17 protein-coding genes are annotated in these 18,276 nt (G+C 34.3%); 5 read left to right on the top strand and 12 right to left on the bottom strand.

Features of this window, described 5'->3' with window-relative positions; translation table 11 throughout:
• Positions 1-13 precede the first annotated feature (13 nt).
• The 8 genes from AC3ITQ_RS12125 to AC3ITQ_RS12160 form a co-directional block, all read right to left on the bottom strand.
• Positions 14-166: a lmo0937 family membrane protein gene (locus tag AC3ITQ_RS12125; protein WP_139257033.1), complete on the bottom strand. Its 153-nt coding sequence runs from the start codon at positions 164-166 to the stop codon at positions 14-16.
• A 37-nt stretch (positions 167-203) separates the two neighbouring features.
• Entirely contained in the window at positions 204-845 is a 642-nt protein-coding gene (locus tag AC3ITQ_RS12130; protein WP_489234499.1) for a porin family protein, read from the bottom strand.
• Positions 846-888: 43 nt separating this feature from the next.
• A complete protein-coding gene (locus AC3ITQ_RS12135) occupies positions 889-1,464 on the bottom strand; it encodes a DUF4142 domain-containing protein (RefSeq protein ID WP_489234500.1) in 576 nt (191 codons plus the stop codon).
• 201 nt (positions 1,465-1,665) lie between these two features.
• A complete protein-coding gene (locus AC3ITQ_RS12140; RefSeq protein WP_489234501.1) occupies positions 1,666-3,450 on the bottom strand; it encodes a sensor histidine kinase in 1,785 nt (594 codons plus the stop codon).
• Between the two features lie 12 nt (positions 3,451-3,462).
• Complete coding sequence (locus AC3ITQ_RS12145) at positions 3,463-3,912, bottom strand: response regulator (RefSeq protein WP_489234502.1); 450 nt, start codon at positions 3,910-3,912, stop codon at positions 3,463-3,465.
• A 20-nt stretch (positions 3,913-3,932) separates the two neighbouring features.
• The gene (locus AC3ITQ_RS12150) at positions 3,933-4,484 is read right to left on the bottom strand and encodes a helix-turn-helix domain-containing protein (protein ID WP_072975628.1); all 552 of its coding nucleotides are present in this window, start codon (positions 4,482-4,484) and stop codon (positions 3,933-3,935) included.
• A gap of 158 nt (positions 4,485-4,642) precedes the next feature.
• Complete coding sequence (locus tag AC3ITQ_RS12155) at positions 4,643-4,828, bottom strand: CsbD family protein (protein WP_375033442.1); 186 nt, start codon at positions 4,826-4,828, stop codon at positions 4,643-4,645.
• Between the two features lie 107 nt (positions 4,829-4,935).
• Positions 4,936-5,409, bottom strand: coding sequence for a Dps family protein (locus AC3ITQ_RS12160; RefSeq protein ID WP_194655368.1), 474 nt, complete (start codon positions 5,407-5,409; stop codon positions 4,936-4,938).
• Positions 5,410-5,645: 236 nt separating this feature from the next.
• On the opposite strand from AC3ITQ_RS12160, the gene pyrF reads away from it, so the two are divergent.
• The 3 genes from pyrF (at position 5,646) to AC3ITQ_RS12175 (ending at position 9,432) form a co-directional block, all read left to right on the top strand.
• Entirely contained in the window at positions 5,646-6,473 is an 828-nt protein-coding gene (gene pyrF / locus AC3ITQ_RS12165; protein ID WP_489238929.1) for an orotidine-5'-phosphate decarboxylase, read from the top strand.
• A 179-nt stretch (positions 6,474-6,652) separates the two neighbouring features.
• Positions 6,653-7,453 carry an ABC transporter substrate-binding protein gene (locus AC3ITQ_RS12170; RefSeq protein WP_489234503.1) on the top strand — a complete coding sequence of 267 codons (801 nt, stop codon included), beginning with the start codon at positions 6,653-6,655 and terminating at the stop codon, positions 7,451-7,453.
• Positions 7,454-7,938: 485 nt separating this feature from the next.
• Entirely contained in the window at positions 7,939-9,432 is a 1,494-nt protein-coding gene (locus AC3ITQ_RS12175) for a catalase (protein ID WP_489234504.1), read from the top strand.
• A 352-nt stretch (positions 9,433-9,784) separates the two neighbouring features.
• Here the strand turns inward: AC3ITQ_RS12175 and purU are convergent, their stop codons facing one another.
• The 4 genes from purU to AC3ITQ_RS12195 form a co-directional block, all read right to left on the bottom strand.
• On the bottom strand, positions 9,785-10,639 hold the full coding sequence (gene purU, locus AC3ITQ_RS12180) for a formyltetrahydrofolate deformylase (protein ID WP_489234505.1): 855 nt from the start codon (positions 10,637-10,639) through the stop codon (positions 9,785-9,787).
• Between the two features lie 108 nt (positions 10,640-10,747).
• On the bottom strand, positions 10,748-11,467 hold the full coding sequence (locus AC3ITQ_RS12185) for a DUF4197 domain-containing protein (RefSeq protein WP_489234506.1): 720 nt from the start codon (positions 11,465-11,467) through the stop codon (positions 10,748-10,750).
• Positions 11,468-11,730: 263 nt separating this feature from the next.
• Positions 11,731-12,150, bottom strand: coding sequence for a cytochrome c oxidase assembly factor Coa1 family protein (locus AC3ITQ_RS12190; RefSeq protein WP_489234507.1), 420 nt, complete (start codon positions 12,148-12,150; stop codon positions 11,731-11,733).
• Between the two features lie 109 nt (positions 12,151-12,259).
• Positions 12,260-13,867, bottom strand: a complete 1,608-nt coding sequence (locus AC3ITQ_RS12195) for a L,D-transpeptidase family protein (RefSeq protein WP_489234508.1) — start codon at positions 13,865-13,867, stop codon at positions 12,260-12,262.
• A gap of 295 nt (positions 13,868-14,162) precedes the next feature.
• On the opposite strand from AC3ITQ_RS12195, the gene AC3ITQ_RS12200 reads away from it, so the two are divergent.
• Together AC3ITQ_RS12200 and AC3ITQ_RS12205 are read left to right on the top strand one after the other, a co-directional pair.
• Positions 14,163-17,603, top strand: a complete 3,441-nt coding sequence (locus AC3ITQ_RS12200; RefSeq protein ID WP_489234509.1) for a methylmalonyl-CoA mutase family protein — start codon at positions 14,163-14,165, stop codon at positions 17,601-17,603.
• A 215-nt stretch (positions 17,604-17,818) separates the two neighbouring features.
• Positions 17,819-18,262 (top strand): hypothetical protein, encoded by a 444-nt coding sequence (locus AC3ITQ_RS12205; protein WP_489234510.1) that lies wholly within the window; start codon positions 17,819-17,821, stop codon positions 18,260-18,262.
• Positions 18,263-18,276 lie beyond the last annotated feature (14 nt).

Consider the following 18,276-nt stretch of genomic DNA (forward strand, 5'->3'; position numbering starts at 1 on the left):
AATTTTTAATTTTTTAAATTTCGCGACCTTTAATAAGTCTGAATAGTATTGCGATAATGGCAATGACTAATAATATGTGGATAATACTTCCGGCGCTATAAGCAAAGAACCCAATGGCCCAAAGTATAACTAAGATAACTGCGACTGTGTATAATAAATTTGACATGGTTTTTATTATTTAGTGGTTAATAATTTGTTTTTATTTAATTCAGCTTATATGATAAGTATAAGGTAAGATTGCTGTTTTTTGCATCTGGAAACGTATAGGTAGTTCCTGCAATAGTTCTTTCTTTACCAACAGTTGTTAAACCATAATTGTAACGTAAACCAACACTAATTGGATTGAAATCTACTCCGACACCAGCTGCGATACCAGCATCAAATTTGTTCAAATCATCAGTATCAACTGCTTCATCAAAGTTGATGTCTCCATCACCGGTAACTTTAGAACTTACCAGGTATGATGCATAACCACCGGCGTGAACATTAAAGTTTTTAGTAATGTTAACTCTAACTAATAAAGGAACTTCGATATAGTTCAATTTGAATTTTGCATTTCCTTCTACAAAAGCATTGTTATAATCTAATTCGGCACCTTTTGTAGTGTACAAAATCTCTGGCTGAATCGCGATAAAATCGGAAATTGGTAAAGTTGCATAAACACCGGCATTGAATCCGTAAATTACGTTGTTATCATCAGCTTCGCTTTGATAAAGATTTGACATGTTAAATCCTCCCTTTACACCAAACTCAGTGGTTACTTTTTCTTCTTGTGCTTGCAGCATTCCAAATGAAGCTGTCATAAAAAGGGCTAAGGCGCATAAAAAATTTGATTGCATTTTCATTGTTAAAAAATTTTAGTTGTTAAAAAAATATATATAAAGGCATTTAATAAAATTCATTCTTAATTTTAATTTGTTCTGTTTCTCTTAAAAGCTGGTATTGTTCAGGTAAATATTGCAGGACTAATTTCAAAATCAACTGATCATTTGTTCTTTTTGAAATGTGCTCAAATAATTTGATTTGCTGGTCCAGTGCTGTTGTCATCGAACTTAAATAAGCGTCATTAAAATTGGAACCAGTTGTATTGCTCAACGCTGTTAATTCCTCGTTGTGTGCTGCGTTGATGTCGGTAATGATAATGAGCTTTTTATTGGCCATTTCAGTTACTTGCTGCAACAATTGATTTTGATGATCCGCAATTTTTTTGCTTACTTCCACTATTTTACTGTCAGAACTTTTTTGTTGTGCAACTTGACTTTTTGAAATCATTGAATTCATAACATTTCCCATTTCTATAAAAAAAGAATTTTCTAATTCTTCATTATTACTTTTGTTAAAAGCTTCTTTCTTAAATGAGTTTGTCTGTTGGTTTTTTTTCCCGCAGGAAGAAAAACAAATTGTAAAAATCAATAAGAAAAGAACTTTAAAAATGGGTGCTTTTGATATGCGTATTGTTTTCATTATTACTTCATAAAGTATTACATTACAAAGATGCTAACGAATAGAAGGTTTTGCTTTACAGCATAAAAAAGAAACGTTATATAATTCCCATAACGGCTTTATACAACGTTTTTTAAGGTGTTTTTGGGAATAAAAAAAGCGTTTACTGCAAATGATATTACATCATTTTGCAGTAAACGCCTTCCTACAATATTGTATGGGTTATTCCGGAAGAAATACAGTAAAAACCGACCCTTTATTTGGAGTGCTGTCGGCCAGAATATGTCCTTTATGATTTTCAACAATCTTTTTGCAAATTGCTAGACCAATTCCGGTTCCGGGATAATCTGTTTTAGAATGCAGACGCTGAAAAAGTATAAAAATGGTTTCCTTGAACTGAGGATCAAAACCCATTCCGTTATCTGTAAAAGTTATTTTATGGAATTTCTTCACCGATTGTTCTAAAAGATCCGGGTAATCTGCTGACAGCACTTTTTCGCTTTCAATAGAAATTTCAGGCGGAACTCCTGGTTTATTATACTTTAAAGAATTTCCGATTAAGTTGATGAAAAGCTGTTCGATTTGATAAGGTATAACCTCCAGTTTCGGCAATTTTGAAGCTTTAATTACGGCTTTGTTCTCATGAATAACTTCAGTTAATTCCGATTCAGCATTTTGAAGCAATTCATTCAAATTCGATTTTATAAACTCTTTTTTAGTCGTATTCGTTCTTGAGAATAAAAGTAAATCGTCAATTAAGACACGCATTCTTTTAGCAGAAACGGCAATTTTAGCCAGATAATCGCGTCCACTTTCAGACATAACCGCTTTATCTGCCTCAGAAACCCTTGAGATAAAGGTTTGAATTTTTCTAAGCGGTTCCTGTAAATCGTGACTTGCCACATGGTTGAATGAAGCCAGCTCTTTATTGCTTTTTTCTAATTCTCTGTTTCGTTCCTGAAGTTCGATATTAAGTAAATGCTCATCGGTAATGTCAAAATTGATTCCGAGCAGAATTTTACTTCCCTGCTGATCGGTCAATAATTTTCCGGTTGATTTAAAATATCTGATTTCATTATTGGGACGGACAATTTTATAATAAATAAAAGGAAGATTCTTTTTCTCTATAATTTTATCCATGGATTCTGAGACGGCTGCTCTGTCATCAGGATGTACGAAATCAAGAAAAGTTTCTATAACAGGTACAAAAGAGTTTGGTGTAACGCCCAGTAATCGATACTGATTGTCAGAATAAGTAATTTTATGAGAGTCTAATTCCCATTGCCAGGTGCTGAATTTTCCAATGATTTCAGACTCGGCCATCAAACCTCCGGAAATTAAAAGTTGTTTATTGAATATTGTCAGTCTCTGAAAATCTCGGCTGATTTGTCTGTAAGCCAATAAAATAAAAAGTAAGGCTGTTAGAAATAATGAGATTGAGAAAACAGGACTTAATGAAATTTCCTGATCGTAGATTTCTAATCTTTTTTTAAGATATTTTTTTTCGATATCATTCATTTTATCCACCTGGAAACGAATGTTTTCCATCAATATACGTCCGCCAAACATATGATTGTCCAGTTTTCGTTTATCGTATGTTTTTGGATCGCTGTATTTAAGACAATTTTCGAACGAAACAAATCGCTGAATAATTAATTTGAAGAGATATTCTAGATTTTTCTGTTGAACAGCATTGTCAACAGTGAGTTTTTTTAGCGTAACAAAGGAAGCATTCACTTTGTCACGCGAATAAAGATACGGAGTTAAGAACCTGTTGTTTCGTGTGATGATGTATCCACGCTGGCCAGTTTCCGCATCTTTAATCGCCGACATTAATTGTTCTAACTGTATGTTGATTTCATACGTATGCATTGCCAGCTTACTGGATTCGTTTAAATCCTGATTGTGCTTGTAAGCAATAGAAGATAGAAATAACAGAATGAAAACTGCGATGACAAAAATAACTCTCAAAGAGTTTGAAGAATTAAAATTTGGTATCCATTTCATTTAGTATGCGTATTATTTTAGTCGTAACAAAAAGTTATCACGATTCAAACCTGATGTATGGTAGTGCCAGTTAACCGTCACGACTTCGTTGATAATTTTTTTAAGCGTATTAAAATCGCTTGGTTTTTTTATATAAATATTGGCTCCTTGTACAAATGTATCTTCAATATCTTCTTCAGATGATGAAGTGGAGTAGATGGCAATAATAATGTTTTTTAGATGATCTGTTTTTTTAATTTCGATCAAACATTCCTTACCTGTTTTCTTTGGCATATTCAAATCCAGAAACAAGATATCCGGCAATTTTGTTTCAGGATCCAATAAATGATCCATTAACTGCATTCCATCATGAACAAATTGTACTTTGGTTTGTATTTTGATTTCTTCAAATGCGTCTTTGAAAAAAAGACGATCATCTTCATCATCATCCGCCAATAAAATATTTAATGCGTTTTTTTGCATTTTAGTATAGTATTTAGATTTTATTTTAAATTTTCTCTTCGTTTTTTAATGATTCTCTGAAAAGCCGATGGCGTAATTCCGGTAGTATTTTTAAACTGCGTACTCAAATGCGCCACACTGGAGTAATTTAGTAAAAAAGCTATTTCCGTCAAACTCATTTCATTAATAATAATTAATTGTTTAGCTCTTTCAATTTTTTGTAAAATGATAAAGTTTTCGATAGAAGAATAGGTTACTTCTGAAAAAACGTTCGATAAGTAGCCATAACTATGATTTAGTTTCTCAGCTAAAAATACAGAACTTTTATAATTATTGCTGTCTTCCAGGAAAACGAGTTCAATTATAGCATCCTTAATTTTTTGTACTAAAACACTTTTTTGATTCTCAACAACTTCAAAACCATGAGGCGCTAAATTTTCTTTTAAGGCTTCAAGTGCTTCAACGTTCAGATTATCTTCAATTTCGATCTCACCAAAACCTAAAGTTTTAAAATTTACATTTTGCTCTTCCAGGTTTTGCTTTAAATAGAGAGAACAAATAGTATTTATGTCGAACTTTATAAATAGCTTCATTTTATAAAAATTTGGTTAAAGATAATTAATTTATTTGTGGTTCCGGGCTTAAGACCTATCGGATACTTCAAGTAATTCATGAATATACTAAAAAAAATCAAAAAAATACCGTCTAATGTTTTTTTTATTAGACGGTATCCTGGCTGACCTGGAAAATTTTACAAATCTGAAATGATTTGTTGTACCTCTTCTTTGGTCTTACCTAATTTTTGCTGAAGCTTTCCATACATTTCATCTTCTTTACCTTCAGCGTACATTAAATCATCATCTGTAAGTTCTGCGTATTGTTGTTTAAGTTTCCCCTTCATCTCGTTCCAGTTCCCTTTTATCTGAGTCGTATTCATGATTGTTGTATTTGTATATTAATAGTATTGTAAAATTGCAAATTATCGGTTAGGTTGTTGTTACATTTATACGACTAACTGTTGTATAATTCACATTTGGATATTTGTTAAACCTGATAACGTCTTAAAATCCAGGCCATTTTTTCATGTTCCTGTAACAAACCTGTAATAAAATCAGCCGAACCAATATCATTGTTTTCAGTCTCAAAAACAGGAATATAAGTTCTGAATTCTGTTACCAGTTGCTCGTGATTTTCCAAAAGTTCTTCCAGCATGTGTTTTTGTGATGCGTATTCTTTTGGAGATTCTTTTAAGGTTGAGTTTTCAATAAACTCTTTCATGGTACCTATTGTCTTTTCACCAAGCTGACTAATGCGTTCTGCTACTTCATCAATATTGGCTTCCAGAATTCTGTATTGATCTTCAAACAATTTGTGTAATTCCATGAAGCTGTTTCCTGAAATATTCCAATGAAATTTTCTGGTCTTAACATACAAAGTCATTTCGTTAGATAATATAGTGGCTAATATGCTGGTGCTCTTCTTTAAATTTTTTGGACTAATTCCGATATTTGGGCTCATAATTGCTTGATTTAAGGTTGTTTTACAAAAATAGATTAGGAGTTGATTTTTTCTCTTATACAATTTTGAGAAGATGTTATAGGAATTCAATGTTTATAGAAATTAGGACAAAAATGAATTCATGAAATCCAGGTTTACAATCACATAATTCGTAAACAGTCGTGAAATTAGTGGCCGAAAATCATTCGCAAACCAATAATATTATTTGTAATTTTGCCGCACTAGTAAAATACAATATGACAACACAACAACTACACGAGCAAATTCTTCAAAAAAAATCATTTTTATGCGTTGGCTTAGATCCTGATTTAAGCAAAATACCACCTCATTTATTAGAAACTGAAGATCCTATTTTCGAATTCAATAAAGCTATAATAGATGCAACCCACGATCTGGCTGTTGGATACAAACCCAATACTGCTTTCTTCGAGGCATACGGAATAAAAGGGTGGATGTCATTGCAAAAGACAATCAACTATATCAATGAAAATTTTCCGGAACAGTTTACGATTGCCGATGCAAAACGTGGCGATATTGGTAATACTTCGAGCATGTATGCGAAAGCTTTTTTTGAAGATTTAAATTTTGATAGTGTAACCGTTGCACCTTATATGGGAAAAGATTCAGTTGAACCTTTTTTGGCTTTCGAAAACAAACATACCATCATGTTAGCCTTAACATCTAACGAAGGAGCATTTGATTTTCAAACTTTAACTACCAACGGAACAGAATTATACAAACAAGTTTTAGAAACCTCTAAAACATGGAAAAATAGCGAAAACCTAATGTATGTGGTTGGCGCTACCAAAGCCGAATATTTCGCAGACATCAGAAAAATTGTTCCGGATAGTTTTTTATTAGTTCCGGGAATTGGCGCTCAGGGCGGAAGTTTATCTGAAGTATGTAAATACGGAATGAACGATAAAGTTGGTTTGTTAGTAAACTCTGCAAGAGCAATTATCTACGCCTCAAAAGGAACAGATTTCGTCGAAAAAGCAAGAGAAGAAGCCTTGAAAGTACAACAGGAAATGGAAGAGATTTTAAATTCCAGGTTTCAGGTTTAAAGTTTCACGTTGCCTTACTTTGAACATAATTTAACCGCAAAGTTCGCAAAGTTTTTTCGCAAGGCTCGCAAAGGGATTAACTTTGCGTTCATAGCGTAAACCTTAGCGAACTTTGCGGTTAATAAACATTCCAACAAAACTTGAAACCTGAAACAAAGAAAACCTGAAACAAAAATAAAATGAAACAACTCACAGATCAACTTGGTACATTACATTCTTTTGAGAGCGCTCCAAAACGTATTATTTCGTTGGTTCCTTCTCAAACCGAATTACTATTTGATTTAGGTTTAGAAGAAAAAATAATAGGAATCACAAAGTTTTGTGTGCATCCTTATCATCTAAAATCGACTAAGAAAATTGTTGGCGGAACCAAGAAGATTCATTTTGAGAAAATAAAATTATTGCAGCCCGATATTATCATTTGCAACAAAGAAGAAAACACACTTGAAATAGTCGAGCAATTAAGTGCGATTTGTCCGGTTTGGGTAACGAATATTGTTTCTGTGGAGGATAATTTTCAAATGATTGCCGATTTCGGTCAATTGTTTAATTGTAGAACCGAAGCTCAAAAATGGAATGACAAATTAACTTTCGCCCTGAGCGATTTTAAAAAATACATTCAGGATATTCCATCAAAAAAAGCCGCTTATTTTATCTGGAAGAATCCCTATATGGTTGCGGGAAAGGATACATATATTAATGAGCTATTAAAGCTGAATCATTTTCAGAATATCTACGAAGAGAAAGGTCGTTATCCTGAAATAGAGCTTAAAAAAATGAGATTGGAAGGCGATCCCGATTTGGTTTTCCTTTCTTCAGAACCCTATCCTTTCAAAGAAGAAGACGCGTTCGAAATAGGCCGTTTTACACATCACGCCAAAACCATCTTCGTCGACGGCGAAATGTTCTCCTGGCACGGCAGCCGACTTCTAAAGGCTTTCCCATATTTCAAATTACTCCACGAAAGATTGAAAAATTAGTTTTAGGCTTCCTTGCTTTATGTATAATTCTACCACAGAGATACACAAAGGTTTTCGCAAAGTTTCGCAAAGTTTTTTTTAAAAATAAAGCTTTGTAAACTTACTATTTCAAACAAACTATTTAAATTCTTTGTGTATCTCTGTGAATAACTTTGTGTGCCTCTGTGGTACAATTAATTTATTCAAAAGTGCACAAAAAAAGAATGCCGGCATCTCGAAGACGCCGGCATCATTTAACTAACCAAAACCAAAATAATAAATAACCAGTTTATTACACTACAAAGATCTAACATATATGAATGTTTTGCTGTTAAGGTTTTGTTATTACTTTGTTGGACATAAGTTAAGATTTTTTAAGAGTTCATTTTGAGGATTTTATTACGGTAAATTGTTTTTGATTATTATAATATAATAACTATCAATTTTACTTATGAATATGATAAGTATTAGTTTGTATATTTGATAAAACATTAAATATCAGCAAGATGGAATCAGATAAAAAATTAACAACTGCAACCGGAACGCCGGTTCCAGACAATCAAAACATTCAGACGGCCGGACCTCGCGGACCTGTTTTATTACAAGATTTTTGGTTTTTAGAAAAGATGGCGCATTTTGATCGTGAGGTAATTCCGGAACGAAGAATGCACGCCAAAGGTTCTGGTGCATACGGGACTTTTACGGTTACACATGATATTACAAAATACACCAGAGCCGACTTGTTTTCGGAAATTGGTAAAAAGACCGAAATGTTTGTGCGTTTTTCTACTGTTGCAGGTGAAAGAGGTGCTGCTGATGCCGAAAGGGACATTCGTGGTTTTGCCATGAAATTTTATACCAATGAAGGGAATTGGGATTTGGTAGGAAACAATACACCCGTTTTCTTTTTCCGCGATCCAATGAAATTTCCGGATTTAAATCACGCCGTAAAACGTGATCCAAGAACCAATTTGAGGAGTGCTGATAACAATTGGGATTTTTGGACTTTATTACCAGAAGCCTTACACCAAATTACGATCGTAATGAGTGACAGAGGTATTCCAAGATCGTACAGACAAATGCACGGATTCGGGAGCCATACTTTTAGTTTCATCAATCATCAAAACGAAAGACATTATGTGAAATTCCATTTCGTAACGCAACAGGGAATTGATAATCTTTCAGATGAAGAGGCAGCCAAATTAGTAGGTGGCGATAGAGAAAGCCATCAAAGAGATTTATATGATGCCATTGAAGAAGGAAACTTTCCAAAATGGAAAATGTTTGTGCAAATCATGACAGAAGAACAAGCTGAGAATTATCGTTTTCATCCTTTCGATCTCACGAAAGTTTGGTTAAAAGGTGATTTTCCTCTAATTCCGGTTGGTGAATTTGAATTAAATAAAAATCCTGAAAACTATTTCGCTGAAGTAGAACAAGCAGCCTTTAACCCGGCGCATGTGCCTCCGGGAGTTAGTTTTTCTCCGGACAAAATGCTGCAAGCGCGATTATTCTCTTATGGAGACGCGCACCGTTACCGTTTAGGTGTGAATAATTTCCAGATTCCGGTAAATTCAGCAAGATGTCCATATAATACTTTCCACCGCGATGGTACAATGCGTGTTGACGGAAATAACGGAAGCCGTAAACATTATCAACCAAATAGTTTTGGAGAATGGCAGGAACAACCCGAATTTAAAGAACCGCCATTAAAACTTCATGGAGATGCGTACGCTCATAATTTCAGGGAAGATGATAATGATTATTTTACGCAGCCAGGATTATTGTTCCGCTTACTAACAGACGAGAAAAAGCAATTGTTATTTAAAAACACAGCCGGACAAGTAGGAGGAGCCCAGAAATTTATTCAGGTTCGTCACATTAGAAATTGCTACAAAGCAGATCCCGCATACGGAGAAGGTGTAGCAAACGCTTTAGGTTTAACGATGGAGGAAGTCAATAACTTTGATGATCCAAGATTGGCGATTGTAGTTAGGTAAAAGGTTCTGAGGTGCTTAGATATTAAGGTTCTAAGTTTTTTTCTGAAGCAAATAAATAAACCCTGCAGGTTTTAAAACCTGTAGGGTTTATTATTTAATACAAACAGAATTTAATTTACAATGTTTAAATATTTCGTTTAGACTGGACTGAAGTCCAGCCCTACAATATAAGCCGAGCTAAAGGCTCTTTTATAGTTCCGGAGGAACGAATTATATTGTAGAGCTGAACTTCAGTCCGGTTTTATTAAGTAAAAATGTAAAAAAGAACCCGACAGGTTTTAAAACCTGTCGGGTTTATATATTTCATTCTGAGTAGAAACCTTAGAACCTTAGTATCTTAGAACCTTAGCACCTAAGAAAAAACAACTGTCTTATTACTATAAACCATCGTCTTGCGTTCTGCATGCAATTTAATAGCACGAGCCAAAACAATACGTTCCAAATCACGACCTTTCATAATAAAATCATCAACAGAATGAATATGCGAAACCCTTGCAATATCCTGTTCGATAATTGGACCTTCGTCTAATTCTTCTGTTACATAATGACTCGTTGCACCAATAATTTTTACGCCTCGCTTAAAAGCCGAATGATAAGGTTTTGCTCCCGGAAAAGCAGGCAAAAACGAATGGTGAATATTAATAATTCTATTCTCGTAAAGCGAAATCAACTTAGGTGTAATAATTTGCATATAACGTGCTAAGACAATAAAATTGATCTGATATCTTTTAAGAAGTTCAATTTGTTTGGCTTCGCCTTCTTCTTTATTATCTTTTGTAAAAGGCACACAATGAAACGGAATATCAAAACGTTCCGCAATTGATCGTAAGTCATTATGGTTACTAATAATTACCGGAATTTCGACATTTAATTCATCGGCACTATAACGTCCTAAAATATCAAACAGACAGTGATCGTACTTAGAAACAAACAAAGCCATTTTTGGTTTTTGTTCCTGATTGTATAAATCCCACGACATATTAAAAGCGGCTGCTATAGTTTGGTCAAAATCCGCTTTAAATCCATCAATAGTAATGTGACTATTCGTTAATTCACATTCCAATCGCATAAAAAACACATTTTGCTCCACATCAACATGTTGATCGATGTACGTAATATTTCCTTCTACTTTGGCAATAAAAGTGGTTACTGCAGCTATAATCCCTTTTTGGTCTTTACAGTGAATCAGAATGGTAATCTTTTGCATTTTTGGTTGTTTTTTTTGGTTTGGTTAGTGACAGAGTTGCAAAGGCTCAAAGTAACAAAGGTTCACTCTGTACCTTTGTTACTTTGTCCCTATGAACCTTCAAGAAATTTATTTTCCGTCCTGCATCGCAAAAACACTTTTCAATAAAGGCGTTGTTCTTGCACTAATGTTATTTCGGATTTCTTTTTCTTCAACAGCAATCATTTTAAAAACACCTGTTAAAGCCTGATTGGTTGTATAATCAGTCAAATCAGGGTTCACTTTTTTCACTAACGGAATCGTATTGTATTTTGTAATAATCTTTGTCCAAACCACATCGGCACCTACTTTTGCGAACGAGCTTTTTATCACCGGATTAAATTTTCCGTACAAAGCTGTTGTCGTACTTCCTTGCAAATAACTTGTTGCAGCACTGTCGTTTCCTAATAAAATGTTTTTCGCATCTGTAAAAGTCATGTTTTTCACTGCTGATACAAATATCGGAGTCGCTTCTTTTACCGCATCTTCAGCAGCACGATTCAATACTTTAATACCTTCATCAGCCAATGAGCTTAAACCTATTTTTCGTAAAGTAGCGTCTACTTTTTGTAATTCGGCAGGCAATAAAATTTTTACAGCTTCATTTTTATAAAAACCATCAACAGCAGTTAATTTGCTTACTTGTTGTGTAATTCCTTTATTTAAGGCTTCTTTCAATCCGGAAGCAATGTCTACGCCGCCCACTCCGGGAATTTGTGATGAAATTTGCGGGAACTGATTTAATGTTTGCTGCATCTCAGCGCAGGATGTAAGTGAGAACGTAAGGGCTAATAATAAAATCTTTTTCATGTTTGGGGTTTTATGAGTTCAAAAATACTACTTATTCAAAAACAAAGCCACAATTTTATTTTAGGAGCACACGTAATTTGTTTCATAATTAACATTAGTCCCGCTATCCGTTCCAATCTTTTGTGCCGAACCCCGGCACAAAAGGATTTCCACTACTATCGGGGCTAGTTTAGAGGTTTTCGTTTTTTCAATTTTTAAGAGGAAAGAATATACAAAATCTGCGCTGATCTGCTAAAATCCGCGTAAATCTGCGTGCAAAAAAATTACTTAGCCAGTAAATCAATTTCTTCATCCGTTGCCTCAATATAAACAGACATTTGACTGTATTTCCATTTGCCTTTTTTCTCGGCAACTACAAATAACGTTCCTTTGCCTTTAGAGCCTTTTATAGGGATTTGTAAATCGCAGTTTCCCGTATCATTATGAATACTGATATTGCCACTCACCATTCCGTCAGTTTCAATAGGAGATCCTAGTTTATTGTTTACTGATTTATCATTTTGTACGATAGTCATGGATTCTTTATAAGCATCAGAATCTTTCATCATCGAAGTTACACCAAAGAAGATTCCGGCAATAAACAATCCAAAAAGAACTATAAGACCCAGACATCCGGTCGGAACAAACCATTTCCAGTTTCTGTCCCACCAATTTTTTCTAACTTCTGTGTAATTATCATCCATAATAAAAGGGTAATTTTAGATTTGAGTTTAATATTCGAAAGATATTATTTTTCTTCCAAATTCTAAATCAAATTCTAAAATTACCCCCGAGTTTAAAAAAAATGTATTTTTAATTGCTTACAACATTATTTTCAGGAGAAAGGTTTTGGTCAAAATCACTATCTTTTTCATAAACGTCCTGAAAGAAACTTACCTGACCCGCTTCGTTTACCCATGTTGTAAAATAAGTAATATAGATAGGAACTGAAGTCGGTAATTTAAAAGTCGTTTCTCCTGTTCCGTCCATAGCCTGGTCAATTTTTTCAGTGGTCCATTCCGGATAATCTTTCACCATTGCAATCGCAAGTTCTTTGGCATCACGTACATTAATACAACCGTGGCTAAAAGTTCTTTGTTCAAAATCAAACAAGGTTTTAGAGGGTGTATCGTGCATGTAAATATCATCCGGATTTGGGAAAATAAATTTCACTAAACCTAATGAGTTATTCGGACCCGGTTTTTGTCTCACCATACCATTTACCATTTCCATATTGCGTTCTGCCAAATAATTCGGATCGGCAGCTATTTTCATTTTTAATTCATTTTCAACAATACTTTGCGGAACTGTCCAGTAAGGGCTAAAAACCACTTTTTCAATTTTTCCGCTAAAAATAGTTGTTTTAGTTAAAGGTGCTCCAACAAAAACTTTTGATACCAGTTCTACTTTACCATTTTTTACATAAATCAACTCAAAGGAGGGAACATTAACCATTACATATTCTGTGTCTGTTAATAAGGTTGGGTAAATCTCTTTACAACGCTCCATGTTAATGGTAATTTTTTTAATTTTTTCCTGTATCGACTCGTTCATGTCTTTAATATTGGCTTCAGAAATAATGTAATTTGGTTTTAAACCGTTACGTACTTTATATTTCATTACACCTTCCATTAATTCCTGATCATAAAAATCACTTTTTGAGTCGTTTTGTAAATCTCCCATCACAAACAATCTGTTTCTGATTTGAGCAATTGTAGCTGATTTTGCATCAGGTCTAATATCTTTAAAAGGAGTTTCAACAGTTATTGGTTTCCAGGTATTGTCTCTTTCTATTTTTTTGTATTTGTTTAGAACACTTTGAAGTTTGTTGTATTGATCAAATTTTACAATTTTATTATTGTTCTCCGCAACAGGTTTTGTCGTTGCAACAGCTGTTAAGGTATCAGCAGTTACTTTTTTCTTAGGCAACAACCATTCTGAATTTTTAACGGTTTCAATATCTACTCCTTCAAATGTATGGTGGGCATATATTATGTAAGCAGCACTTAATAACATGTCAGAATCCGTTTTTGAAGGTTTTTCGGTTGCAGTTTTATTGAAAATCTGGTCAATTTCATTTTTGTACGGAAATTCAAGTGGTACTTCAAAACTAGCAGTTGTTATTTTTGAGTACAATAAAAATCCGTATTGCGTAATTTTTCCATTTTCAAACCAAATAGTTCCGTACGATCTGTCCTTGTATAAGGAGATCACATCGTTTTGGTATTTTTTTAGGTTAGTGTATCTTTTGAAAAAATCACTCAAAAGTTCACTATCAACTACATCATCATTTTGATTAGTAGAAAGGTAATTATGAGTTAATGTTTTCTTCTTCTCTAAATCATTTTTGTCCACGCTATTAAAAGAAGAAAGAAAGAAACTTGTAATTAAAATTGCGGTGATTGGAAATAATGTTTTCATTTTATTTTGAATTTTTACGTTATTGCTTGAATAAGTAAGTTTTGGTAAAAATTTGGGGCTTTTCTACGATGCTAAATTACTTTAGGATGCTGGTAAACACGTTGTTAGATTTTATTTTAATGTTGCGAAATTGCCATGTTTTGTAGGTTTATATATAGTATATTTGATTAGGTCTCAAATTGTTACCCTTCAAGATGAAAAAACTATTCTTTTTTTTGTTAACATAAAGCTATTGCAATGATCAAATATTAAAATATTTTGTAAATTGCTCCCTTAAAATTATCATATTCATAAAATGGAACAACAAATACCATATATTCCTAAAAATAAAGTAAGAATTGTCACCGCAGCCTCTCTTTTCGACGGGCACGATGCCGCGATCAATATTATGCGTCGTATTATCCAGTCAACGGGTGTCGAAGTGATTCATTTAGGTCACGACAGAAGCGTTGAAGAAGTGGTGAATACCGCCATTCAGGAAGATGCAAATGCCATTGCAATGACATCATATCAGGGTGGGCATAATGAATACTTTAAATATATGTATGACTTGCTTCATGAAAAAGGAGCGGGACATATCAAGATTTTTGGAGGAGGCGGAGGAGTAATCCTGCCAAGCGAAATTTCGGAATTGCATGAATATGGTATTACCAGAATTTATTCTCCGGATGATGGCCGTTCTTTAGGTTTACAGGGAATGATTAATGATTTGGTACAACGTGCTGATTATCCTATTGGAGATAAACTAAATGGAGAAATCGATCATATTGAAAATAAAATTCCAACTGCAATTGCACGTTTAATTTCGGCAGCAGAAAACTTCCCTGAAATTGCAAAACCAGTTTTTGATCAGATTCATACCAATAATGCTGATTCTAAAATTCCAGTTCTGGGAATTACCGGAACAGGTGGAGCCGGAAAATCATCTTTAGTAGATGAATTAGTTCGTCGTTTTTTAATTGATTTCCCGGAAAAAACTATCGGATTGATTTCTGTCGATCCATCTAAAAGAAAAACAGGAGGAGCGCTTTTAGGAGACAGAATCCGTATGAATGCTATTAATAACCCACGTGTTTATATGCGTTCTTTGGCAACTCGTCAATCTAATTTGGCTTTATCTAAATATGTAGCCGAGGCGATTCAGGTTTTGAAAGCTGCAAAATACGATTTGATTATCCTTGAAACTTCAGGAATCGGTCAGTCTGATACAGAGATTATGGACCACTCTGATGTATCCTTATATGTAATGACACCGGAATTTGGAGCTGCAACGCAATTGGAGAAAATTGACATGCTTGATTTTGCTGATTTGGTAGCTTTAAACAAGTTTGATAAAAGAGGTGCTCTTGACGCCATTCGTGACGTTAAGAAACAATATCAGCGCAACCATAATTTATGGGATAAAAATCCGGACGAAATGCCGGTTTTCGGAACGATTGCTTCGCAGTTTAACGATCCTGGAATGAACACGCTTTACAAAGCGATTATGGATAAAATTGTTGAGAAAACCAGTTCAGATTTAAAATCGACTTTTGAAATTACACGTGAAATGAGCGAGAAAATCTTCGTGATTCCGCCACACAGAACACGTTATTTATCTGAAATCGCAGAGAACAACAGAAGCTATGATGAAATTGCGCTTTCGCAACAAAAAGTAGCACAGAAATTATACGGAATTTTCAAAACGATAGAATCAGTTTCTGGTAAAATTCCACAAATTACAAAGGCCGGACTTGATGATGCAACTGTTTTACCTAGCGGTATTCAGGAACATGATGAAAACAGAATTTTCTTAAACCTTTTACTAAATCAGTTTGATAAAGTAAAAATGGATTTAGATCCGTACAATTGGGAAATTATCCTGAATTGGGATGAGAAAGTAAACAAATATAAAAACCCGGTTTATACCTTTAAGGTTCGTGATAAAGAAATTAAAATCGCGACACATACCGAGAGTTTATCACACCTACAAATTCCGAAAATTGCTTTGCCTAAATATGAGGCTTGGGGCGATATTTTGCGTTGGAGTTTACAGGAAAATGTCCCTGGAGAATTTCCTTTTGCTTCAGGATTATATCCATTTAAACGTGAAGGAGAAGATCCGTCAAGAATGTTTGCAGGAGAAGGTGGACCGGAGAGAACCAACAAACGTTTTCACTATGTAAGTGCAGGATTGCCGGCAAAACGTCTTTCGACTGCTTTTGACAGTGTGACTTTATACGGAAACGATCCCGATTTACGTCCGGATATTTACGGAAAAATTGGAAATGCCGGAGTTTCGATTTGTTGTTTAGATGATGCTAAAAAACTGTATTCTGGTTTCGATTTGGTACATGCTTTAACATCAGTAAGTATGACCATCAACGGACCAGCGCCAATGTTGTTAGGTTTCTTTATGAATGCCGCAATTGATCAGCAATGTGAGTATTATATTAAGGAGAATGATTTAGAAAAAGAAGTTGAGGCTAAAATCAACAAAATATACAAGGAAAAAGGAACGGAACGTCCAAGATACCAAGGTGATTTACCGGAAGGAAACAATGGTTTAGGATTAATGCTTTTGGGTGTTACCGGAGATCAGGTTTTACCTTTGGATGTTTACAATGAAATAAAGGTTAAAACCTTATCACAAGTTCGTGGTACCGTTCAGGCTGATATTTTAAAAGAAGACCAGGCGCAAAATACCTGTATTTTCTCAACTGAATTTGCACTTCGATTAATGGGTGACGTTCAGGAATATTTTATTACCAAAAACGTTCGTAATTTCTATTCGGTTTCGATTTCAGGATATCATATTGCAGAGGCAGGAGCGAACCCTATTACACAGTTGGCATTCACGCTTTCAAATGGTTTCACTTACGTGGAATACTATTTAAGCCGTGGCATGAGTATCAACGATTTTGGACCGAATTTATCGTTCTTCTTCTCGAACGGAGTAGATCCTGAATATTCAGTAATTGGTCGTGTGGCGCGTAAAATTTGGGCAAAAGCCATGAAAAACAAATACGGAGCCAACGAAAGAGCACAAATGCTGAAATACCATATTCAGACTTCTGGTCGTTCATTACACGCTCAGGAGATTGATTTTAATGATATCAGAACGACTTTGCAGGCTTTGTATGCGATTTACGACAACTGTAATTCACTACATACAAACGCTTACGATGAAGCGATTACAACACCAACAGAAGAGTCAGTGCGTCGCGCCATGGCGATTCAGTTGATTATCAATAAAGAATTAGGTTTGGCGAAAAACGAAAACCCAATTCAGGGATCGTTTATCATCGAAGAATTAACTGATTTAGTTGAAGCAGCCGTTTTACAAGAGTTTGACCGAATTACAGAAAGAGGAGGCGTTTTAGGTGCTATGGAAACCATGTACCAACGTTCTAAAATTCAGGAAGAAAGTTTGTATTACGAAACCTTGAAACACAACGGAGATTTCCCAATTGTGGGTGTAAACACTTTCCTAAGTTCAAAAGGTTCTCCAACGGTAATTCCGGCAGAAGTAATTCGCGCCACCGAAGAAGAAAAACAATACCAAATTACGATGCTGGATAATTTACACCAATTCCACGAAGCAAAAGTAAATGAGCATTTAAATAAACTACAGGAGGCTGCTATTAAAAACGAAAACCTATTCGACCATTTAATGGAAGCTACAAAGGTTTGTTCTTTGGGTCAGATTACTTCGGCTTTGTTTGAAGTGGGTGGGCAGTATAGAAGGAATATGTAATTTTTTATTATTTATAGATTTTAAAAACCTCTCAGAAATGGGAGGTTTTTTTATGACTCGAAATTTCTCCACTTTACGGGTTTCCTCAATTTAAACTAGAATTCTTTATTTATATTAGCGCAGAATATTAATATGAATTGAATATCAGATAGCTGAAATAGAGAATCATATGAACGTTTATTTAAAACTATAATAACTTAAAAAATTAATTTTACATGAAAAAAAGCATTTTTATATTTGGATTATTACTTATAACGAACTTTAGTTTTAGTCAGGCAAAAGAAAAGCTGACAGTAAAATCACAAAATACATCTGAAACAAAAACATATGATTCAAAGCTTTTTGGTTGCTGGAAGGGCTCAGAAACTGGGCAGCAACAAGATGGAGTAAGTAAATATTGGGTATCATGCCGCTTTGAAAATGGAACAAGTACCTTGCTATTTGTTGCGATATACCCAGACGGAAAAGTACAACAAACAACCGAAAACGGAAAGTGGTGGGTTGAAAATGGTAAGTATTATGAACTGCACAACTACGATGGTGTTATTGATGTTTATAATTATCAAATTACCGATGAAGGAGTTAATTTTCAATCTATTGAATTAATGGGAAAAATTAATGATACTTATAAGTTCACAGATTATAAAATTGCAGATTAAATAAGGGATAATAA

Source organism: Flavobacterium sp. KH_001, assembly GCF_057840745.1.